Origin of the sequence: Shewanella algicola (assembly GCF_014648035.1) — a bacterium.
Classification (GTDB): Bacteria; Pseudomonadota; Gammaproteobacteria; order Enterobacterales; family Shewanellaceae; genus Shewanella; species Shewanella algicola.
The window spans coordinates 37,564-45,007 of the sequence record NZ_BMQI01000044.1 but is presented as its reverse complement, the minus strand read 5'-3'; the positions used below and the strand labels follow the sequence as shown (position 1 = coordinate 45,007).

General features: G+C 42.8%; 8 protein-coding genes. 4 read left to right on the top strand and 4 right to left on the bottom strand.

Annotation, left to right across the window (positions count from 1 at the left end):
• Positions 1–52: 52 nt before the first annotated feature.
• The 4 genes from IEY42_RS16820 to coaBC all read right to left on the bottom strand — a co-directional run bounded on the left by IEY42_RS16820 (position 53) and on the right by coaBC (position 4,256).
• Positions 53–1,822: an alpha/beta hydrolase family protein gene (locus IEY42_RS16820; RefSeq protein ID WP_229780128.1), complete on the bottom strand. Its 1,770-nt coding sequence runs from the start codon at positions 1,820–1,822 to the stop codon at positions 53–55.
• Positions 1,823–1,978: 156 nt separating this feature from the next.
• Entirely contained in the window at positions 1,979–2,572 is a 594-nt protein-coding gene (slmA, locus tag IEY42_RS16815) for a nucleoid occlusion factor SlmA (protein WP_188926445.1), read from the bottom strand.
• Positions 2,573–2,607: 35 nt separating this feature from the next.
• The gene (gene dut, locus IEY42_RS16810) at positions 2,608–3,066 is read right to left on the bottom strand and encodes a dUTP diphosphatase (RefSeq protein WP_160054460.1); all 459 of its coding nucleotides are present in this window, start codon (positions 3,064–3,066) and stop codon (positions 2,608–2,610) included.
• The gene (gene coaBC / locus IEY42_RS16805; RefSeq protein WP_373292873.1) at positions 3,063–4,256 is read right to left on the bottom strand and encodes a bifunctional phosphopantothenoylcysteine decarboxylase/phosphopantothenate--cysteine ligase CoaBC; all 1,194 of its coding nucleotides are present in this window, start codon (positions 4,254–4,256) and stop codon (positions 3,063–3,065) included. Before coaBC ends, dut begins: the two co-directional genes overlap by 4 nt.
• A 253-nt stretch (positions 4,257–4,509) precedes the next feature.
• Here coaBC and radC point away from each other — a divergent pair, with 253 nt between their 5' ends.
• The 4 genes from radC (at position 4,510) to argA (ending at position 7,441) form a co-directional block, all read left to right on the top strand.
• A complete protein-coding gene (gene radC / locus IEY42_RS16800; RefSeq protein ID WP_188919513.1) occupies positions 4,510–5,187 on the top strand; it encodes a RadC family protein in 678 nt (225 codons plus the stop codon).
• 121 nt (positions 5,188–5,308) lie between these two features.
• Positions 5,309–5,545, top strand: a complete 237-nt coding sequence (gene rpmB, locus IEY42_RS16795; protein WP_137223931.1) for a 50S ribosomal protein L28 — start codon at positions 5,309–5,311, stop codon at positions 5,543–5,545.
• A 6-nt stretch (positions 5,546–5,551) separates the two neighbouring features.
• The gene (gene rpmG / locus IEY42_RS16790; RefSeq protein ID WP_055025224.1) at positions 5,552–5,725 is read left to right on the top strand and encodes a 50S ribosomal protein L33; all 174 of its coding nucleotides are present in this window, start codon (positions 5,552–5,554) and stop codon (positions 5,723–5,725) included.
• A gap of 396 nt (positions 5,726–6,121) precedes the next feature.
• Positions 6,122–7,441 carry an amino-acid N-acetyltransferase gene (argA, locus tag IEY42_RS16785; protein WP_188926447.1) on the top strand — a complete coding sequence of 440 codons (1,320 nt, stop codon included), beginning with the start codon at positions 6,122–6,124 and terminating at the stop codon, positions 7,439–7,441.
• The last annotated feature ends 3 nt before the right edge of the window (positions 7,442–7,444 follow it).

The following is a 7,444-nucleotide window of genomic DNA, read 5'->3' as shown; positions in this document are numbered from 1 at the left end:
ATGCCGTGGAATGTTGATCTAAGCAATTTGGATTAACGTTTCACTGCTTCATTTACCGCTTACGAATTAACAGCACTTTAGCTTTTAGCTTACTCACATTGTGAGTCGGTGACATTGCACGAAGGCGTTGAATATCAGTGCCTAACACTTCTTCTAAGTATGCTCCACCACTGTAAGATTCAGGTACATCACCGGTTTTATACATTTGCTCTAAATCATAAACACCGGCAACACCCACTGCGCACTTAAACATATCTGGCGCTAACATAGGGCTCATGAGTGCTGAGTAACCGCCAAAACTGCCGCCCGAAATACACACTCTGTCTTTGTCGGCATAGCCTTGGTCAATAACATATTGGGTTGCATCAATAATATCGTATTGAATTTTGCTGCCCCAAGATAAGTAGCCTGACTCTTCAAATGCTGTGCCGTATCCACCAGAGCCGCGGAAGTTAACTTGCAGCACTGCAATACCATTATTAGCGAGTAATTGGTTTTCTGAGTTAAATACCCACAAGTCACGCGGACCATGTGGGCCGCCATGAGGATTAACCACAAGTGGCATGTTTTTATGCTCTTTCATGCCGACGGGTAGCGTTAAGTAACCATGAATCGTTACGCCATCACGGTTAGTAAAGCTGATTGGGCGTACTTCTGACATTTCGTTAGGGTCTAGCTTTGCGTTTTCAGCAAATAAGAATTTGAGTTTAAGTTTTTTACGATCAAATAAGTAATAGTCACCTGAGTTTCTATCATTCATCGCAGCAACAATAAGCGTGTTTCCGTCGACGGTTTCACTGACAATACGAATGCGATGATCTGGAATTGCATCCATTAACTGTCGTAGGGCTTTGGCTTTATCGCTTTGAGTATCAACAAAGCGATACTCTGGGTAGCCGTTTTCGAACTCAACCGCGTAAAGGGCATTGGTTTGGTCGCTGACCCACGTCATCAGTGGATCGACAACATCGTGCTGGATAATTTTTTTGTGTTTAGCTGTGGCGAGTTCGACTTCATAAATGGCGCGAGTTGCACCTTCACCATTTGCTAAAGCGTAAATAGATTTATTGTCTTCAGTGAACGAAAGCGGGTAGAAGTCGGTGAGTCCGCCTCTAATTTTATCAGCATCAACCCATTCACCATTTTCATAGTAAAACAGTTGGTCATTGTTTTTCTCATCTGTGGCGAAACTAAAGCGTACCTCTTCATTGTTATCAACAAGAAAGCCTGCGTTGGCAATGGGTGATGTGGTAAGGCGTTTACGTTTACCTGAATAGACGTTTACTCTGTATGCCAGAGTGTATGCATAATTTTGTCTATTCCAAGGATAGGCCATTACATAAATGTATTTGTCGTCATTTTTTAACGTATCTAAAACAAATGCACTTGCACGGATAGCTTCGTTATTTGAAATACTAGTACCGGTTGATGTTCCGCCATTATGACCAAACAAGTATTTAGATTTGCTGCCATCATAATTTACAGCTAATAACTCGCCATAATAGTCTGATGCTTCGCGTTGGGCGTGTTTATAAAATTTTTGTAATACTATCCGTTCGTCATTGACCCAATAGTAGCTACCGACTTCTTCATCGCCACTGAATTTTACCGCATAAGTTGGCTTCATTGATTCAAGATTTAAAATCAATAATGTGCGTTTTTCATCTTCCATTAGGATCACACCAAGGTGTTTACCGTCGGGTGAAATTTTTACGCCAGAAAACTCAGAATCAGCACTAAAATCTTTAATTGAAGGTGAGGCGAAGGTGTGGGTGGTGAATAAAATGAGCAAACAGCAAGTGAGGTATAAAATGCGCAGCATGAATACAGTCCGTGTAATAAATGTTAAAAATGTAACGGTATTGTATTTTGTCTAAGTTTTTGAAGCAAGAGATACGGATTAATTATTCAATTAGATTAAGCAGATATAGGGAGGAAACTAGAGCTACATACACATTGCATATAGCCCTAATACTGGCTAGCTTCTCAACAACTGCTGCTGAATAAAGGTCCATTGCTCATCAAAATGTTGAGTGGGCTTTTGTTTAAATTCGCTGCGGACAAACTGTGAAATTCTGCCTTCGGCAAACGCTAATAATAGGTTAGCGAGTATGGCTTCATCGAGATTAAAACCGACGCCTTCGCGTAAGGTTTTTTCACGCAGAATTTGTTTTATTTGGGTTTCAATTTTGGCAAAGAGAGCGTCGATACGGCTGCGTAAACGCTCATTTTCACCTAATAGTGCATCGCCGTTTAATACCCGTGAAATACCCGGGTTTCGTTCTGAAAACACCAACAATAGCTGTAATACTAATTGGCAGCGGGTCATGGTGTCTTTTTCTTCGTCCATGATGATATTCAATCGCGATAGAATTGCGTCTTCAATAAATTCGATTAAGCCTTCAAACATGCGCGCTTTGCTAGGAAAGTGACGATACAGTGCGGCTTCTGACACACCCACTTCTGCGGCGAGTTTGGCGGTAGTGATCCGTTGACCTGGGCTGGTCTCAAGCATTTGTGCTAAGCATTGTAAAATATGCTCACGACGGTTTATTTTTGGGCTTTCGGCCATTATGTGTTCCTTGGCTCAGTGACTACTTGAAAAGGTTATTTGGTGCCTGAATGGCCAAATCCGCCTTCTCCACGATCTGAGCTATTAAACTCATCCACTAGGGTAAATTCTGCTTGTACAACAGGGACAAACATTAATTGGGCTAAACGATCGCCAATGTCGAGTGTGAATGGTTTATCACTTCTATTCCAACATGACACCATAAGTTGCCCTTGGTAATCTGAGTCGATTAAACCGACCAAATTACCCAGCACAATGCCATTTTTATGGCCCATACCTGAGCGTGGTAAAATAACCGCTGCCAGGCTTGGATCGGCCACGTAAATGGCGATACCTGTTGGAATTAACACGGTTTGACCTGGTTCGATAACCATTGCCGTGTCGGTCATTGCGCGTAAGTCCATACCTGCGCTACCGGGAGTCGCATAAGCTGGCAGCGGGAATTCACTGCCAATACGCGAGTCGAGAATTTTTAGTTCAATGGGTGTTTTCATGATTTTTTTAGTTGTTGTTCTATCAATGTAAGTAATTGGCGTGCCAGTGTCAGTTTATCTGTTGCGGGCAGTTGTTGGCTGCCGTCTTGCCAAAATACTTGTAGTGCATTGCTATCGGCATTAAAGCCTAAGCCTTGAATAGAGACATCGTTAGCGGCAATCATATCCAGTTTTTTACGCTGTAGTTTACCGCGAGCGTATTGCTCTACATCGTTCGTTTCAGCAGCAAAACCTACGGTGAAAGGTCGTGTTGTGTGCTGAGCTACCGTGGCTAAGATATCAGGATTACGCACCAGCGCAAGTTGCATTTCTTCTGCCGATTTTTTAATTTTTTGATCGGCGACATCGGCAATTCGATAGTCTGCTACTGCGGCGCAACCGATAAAAATATCATGTAGTTCAACTTGTTGCATTACGGCGTCGAGCATTTGTTGTGCAGAGTCAACATCAATGCGTTTAACGCCAACAGGTGTGGCAAGGTTGACAGGCCCCGAAACAAGTGTCACTTCTGCGCCCATTTCTGCTGCAGCTTGTGCAAGGGCAAAGCCCATTTTGCCTGAGCTGTGGTTGGATATATAACGCACCGGGTCAATTGCCTCACGGGTTGGCCCTGCGGTGAGTAATAATTTATGCCCTTGTAAAGACTTTAGTCCAAAAAATTGCACCAGTTGCTCAGCTATGGCGACGGGCTCTTGCATGCGGCCAGGGCCAACTTCACCACAAGCTTGATTACCTGAGGCGGGCTGCCAAATGGTTAAGCCTTTGCGGGCTAGATTGGCCATGTTCTCTTGGGTAGCGATGTTTTGATACATCTGTTGATTCATGGCTGGGCACACAATGATTGGCGCACTTGTGGCTAAACATGTGGTGGTGAGTAGCTCGTCTGCCATGCCTGCATTAATACGTGCCATTAAATTTGCGGTAGCAGGAGCAAGTATGACTACGTCTGCCCAGCGTGCCAGCTCAATATGGCCCATTGCGGCTTCTGCTGCTGGGTCGAGCAAATCAGAGGCGACTGGATAGCCTGAAAGTGCTTGAATGGTTAATGGTGTAATAAACTCCATGGCGCTTTGGGTCATGATGACACGCACATCTGCGCCACGTTCTTTTAAGCGACGAATTAGATCGGCGCTTTTGTATGCGGCAATACCGCCGCCAATTCCGAGTAGTACTTTTTTATTTGTCAGCATGTTGTGCATTATCCGCCTCAAATCTCATTGCGGCTAACAATATCACAAACCTATGACAAGTTGCGTGGATCCAATCTCAAAAATATCGACCATACTGTGTAACTGATTTTAGAGAGTGTCATTCACTCTGAGGGTGTCACTCATTTATAGCGTGTTTTTAAAACGCAACAACTCAGTATTGGCGTAGTGGTAGCGAATTTGTGCAACTGGATTCGTCGGTGTTATGACGTCTCACAGTTAACAAGGAGTTTGCATGGGGATTAAAGATTGGCCTCAAGGAGAAGGGCCACGTGAAAAGCTATTGCTTAATGGTGCAGGGCAATTGTCTGATGCAGAATTATTAGCGGTGATTTTACGCAATGGTTTGGCAGGCCAAAATGCCGTGGATTTAGCCCGCAACATGATAAATCAGTTTGGCGGTTTACGCAGTTTGTTAAGTGCTTCTAAGAGCCAGGTGTGCCAATTGGCTGGGGTTGGGCCGGTAAAATATGCTCAATTACAGGCTGCGGCCGAAATTTCTAAGCGAATTGCGCATGAAAATCTACAAAGAGGGCAAATTTTGACAAATCCTGATTTAACTCGGGACTATTTAATGAGACAATTAGCAGACCGATCCTATGAAGTGTTCGCCTTACTATTGTTGGATACCCAACATAGAGTCATTCAATTTGTAGAATTATTTCGTGGCACCATCGATTCAGCTTCTGTTTATCCTCGCGAGGTTATTAGCCTTGTTTTGGAGAAAAAAGCAGCAGCGGTGATAGTGTGTCACAATCACCCGTCTGGCATTGCTGAGCCAAGTCAGGCTGATCGGCGAATAACTGAGCGAATAAAAAATGCATTGGCAACCATAGATGTTTCTTTGTTAGATCATATGGTTGTAGGTGATCAGGAGATAGTCTCCTTTGCCGAGCGAGGATGGATTGTATAAACACTGCTTGATCTTATGTGGTCAATCGTGTATAAAATGCGCCCTCTTTGTGCCTCGGGCGACGGCCATACGAGGCACATTAATGCTCGAGCGTTAAAAATTTGTTTTGGAGAAGATTGACATGTCAAGAGTATGCCAAGTAACTGGCAAGAAGCCAATGGTTGGTAACAACCGTTCGCACGCTAAAAATTCGACTCGTCGTCGTTTTTTACCTAACCTACAAAACCACCGTTTTTGGTTAGAAGAAGAAAAGCGTTTCGTACAACTACGTGTATCTACTAAAGGTATCCGTATTATCGATAAGAAAGGTATTGAAGTTGTTGTTGCTGAACTTCGTGCCCGTGGCGAGAAGGTATAATAGAAAATGGCTAAATCTAAAGGTAATCGTGAGAAGATCAAATTAGTATCTAGTGCTAAAACTGGTCACTTCTACACTACTGAAAAGAACAAGCGTAACATGCCTGAGAAAATGGAAATCAAGAAATTTGATCCAGTTATTCGTCAGCACGTTATCTATAAAGAAGCTAAAATCAAATAATTGATTTTTGAATCTTAAAAAAGCCCCTTTATTGGGGCTTTTTTTATGCCCGCAGAAAATTAACCTATACTGATCCACATCCTCAAATGTCTTTGATATAGACATAACACCCAAAATAGCTCGCATTTTACCAATAATGAGTATGAAACGGTTTATGTCGTTTGATTGAGTAAAAGTGCGTAAAGCTATATTGACGTTAACATTTGACTAACTTTTTGGCTGTAATGAATTTTTCACACAAAAATGACAAAATATTTTTTGTTTGAAGTGAAATAAAATGCTTTTAAAGTGAATTAAAATGCAATAAGATCGTGCGTTAATACAATATATTGGCTTGCTGGATGAATATGCTTGCAAGTCTTACTTAAACTGACCAACACCGAGGTGAATTTGCCTGTGAGAACCACTGAACTGGTTGATGGATTTCGTCATTCTGCTCCTTATGTTAATGCACATAGAGGTAAGACATTTGTTGTCATGTTAGGTGGGGAAGCATTAGCACATTCGCAATTTCGCGGCATTTTAAATGACGTTGCCTTGTTGCACTCGCTTGGGATTGAAGTGGTTTTAGTCTACGGCGCAAGGCCGCAAATTGATGCAGGATTAAAAGCTGCTGGTATTGAGCCTGTTTACCACAATGGTATTCGTATTACTGACGAAGATAGCCTGAAAATTATTAAACAAGTTGCAGGTGCAACCCAGTTTGATATCACCGCGAGATTGTCGATGAGTTTGGGCAATACTCCAATGCAAAATGCGCAGATTAACGTGGTGAGTGGTAACTTTGTGATTGCCCAGCCTTTAGGTGTGGATGACGGTGTCGATTTTTGTTTGAGTGGTAAGGTGCGCCGTATTGATGCACAGGGGTTACGCCGTCAGTTAGACAATAACGGTATTGTGTTAATGGGGCCTATCGCGGCATCCGTAACAGGCGAGAGCTTTAACTTAACTGCTGAAGAAGTGGCCACTCAAGTGGCGATTAAACTCAAAGCAGACAAGATTATTGGTTTTAGTGATACTAATGGTCTTATTGACAAAAATGGCGAAGTCATTGCCGAACTCATGCCTGATGATATCGAAGAAATGCTTAAAACCATGTCTGAAGATGATCATACTTCTGTGGGTAAAATGGCATTCTTAAGGGCCAGTGTTGAGGCTTGTCGTCGAGGTGTGCCACGTTGTCACTTAGTGAGTTATTTAGACGATGGCGCCTTGCTACAGGAGTTATTCTCTCGCGAAGGTATTGGTACTCAAATTGTGACGCAAAGTGCAGAGCGCTTACGTCGAGCAACGATTGGCGATATTGGTGGTATTTTAAACTTAATTCGCCCATTGGAAGAGCAAGGTATTTTAGTACGTCGCTCTCGTGAGCAGCTCGAAATGGAAATTGAGCAGTTTATGTTGGTTGAGCGCGATAACTTAGTCATTGGTTGTGCTGCACTGTATCCGTTTGAAGAAGACAATGCCGGCGAGTTTGCGTGTCTAGTGGTTCACCCTGATTATCGTGATGCTGACCGTGGCAGTATTTTGTTGAATAACATTATTGGCCAAGCGCGAGTGCGTGGTTATTCACGTTTATTTGCGTTAACAACACGAAGCATTCATTGGTTTTTAGAACATGGCTTTAGTATTGTGGATGTTGAAGAACTACCGAATATGAAAAAACAATTGTATAACTATCAACGTCGCTCAAAAATTCTTGCGCTCGATTTATAAGTG

Bases quoted from the DNA above. Each gene is read 5' to 3' on its own strand.
- IEY42_RS16820 (WP_229780128.1), bottom strand. From the start codon at position 1,822: ATGCTGCGCATTTTATACCTCACTTGCTGTTTGCTCATTTTATTCACC.
- slmA (WP_188926445.1), bottom strand. From the start codon at position 2,572: ATGGCCGAAAGCCCAAAAATAAACCGTCGTGAGCATATTTTACAATGC.
- dut (WP_160054460.1), bottom strand. From the start codon at position 3,066: ATGAAAACACCCATTGAACTAAAAATTCTCGACTCGCGTATTGGCAGT.
- coaBC (WP_373292873.1), bottom strand. From the start codon at position 4,256: ATGCTGACAAATAAAAAAGTACTACTCGGAATTGGCGGCGGTATTGCC.
- radC (WP_188919513.1), top strand. From the start codon at position 4,510: ATGGGGATTAAAGATTGGCCTCAAGGAGAAGGGCCACGTGAAAAGCTA.
- rpmB (WP_137223931.1), top strand. From the start codon at position 5,309: ATGTCAAGAGTATGCCAAGTAACTGGCAAGAAGCCAATGGTTGGTAAC.
- rpmG (WP_055025224.1), top strand. From the start codon at position 5,552: ATGGCTAAATCTAAAGGTAATCGTGAGAAGATCAAATTAGTATCTAGT.